This window comes from Oleiphilus sp. HI0080 (genome assembly GCF_001635135.1).
The window spans coordinates 1-410 of the sequence record NZ_LWFU01000167.1 but is presented as its reverse complement, the minus strand read 5'-3'; the positions used below and the strand labels follow the sequence as shown (position 1 = coordinate 410).

Sequence of the window (410 nt, the reverse complement as noted above, 5' to 3'; positions counted from 1 at the left end):
CTATCACTTTGTGCAAGTAGCGCGACTGATTACCCATTTGCAGGTGTATCTCATCATATGCTCACCAAAACCTGATCATCCTCTACCTTGACCTGCACAGGCTCTAGGTATTGATTTAGGCATGGCCCATGAATACAAAGCCCTGTGTCGATCTCAAAAAGCGCTCCATGCATGGCACATTGAATGTATCTACCATCGGGCTCTAGAAATGTGTTCTCAGAAAATTCCAGATTCATACCAATGTGAGGACAGCTATTTCGATACGCTAACACGTTTGTGTTATTCATCACCAAGAAGCCCTCATGATCCTCAATCTCATAACCTAAAGTTTGAGCTTTTTTGAGATCTTCCAGTGAGCATACGTGATGGTAATGAGACATAAAAGCACCTTGGCTTTGCAGAAAACCGAC

At 43.2% G+C, this 410-nt stretch carries 1 protein-coding gene; it reads right to left on the bottom strand.

Going from position 1 to position 410, the window contains the following annotated elements; translation table 11 throughout:
* Nucleotides 1-53: 53 nt before the first annotated feature.
* A partial coding sequence (locus A3751_RS01885) for a Rieske 2Fe-2S domain-containing protein (RefSeq protein ID WP_082862997.1) occupies nt 54-410 on the bottom strand: 357 nt, incomplete at its 5' end.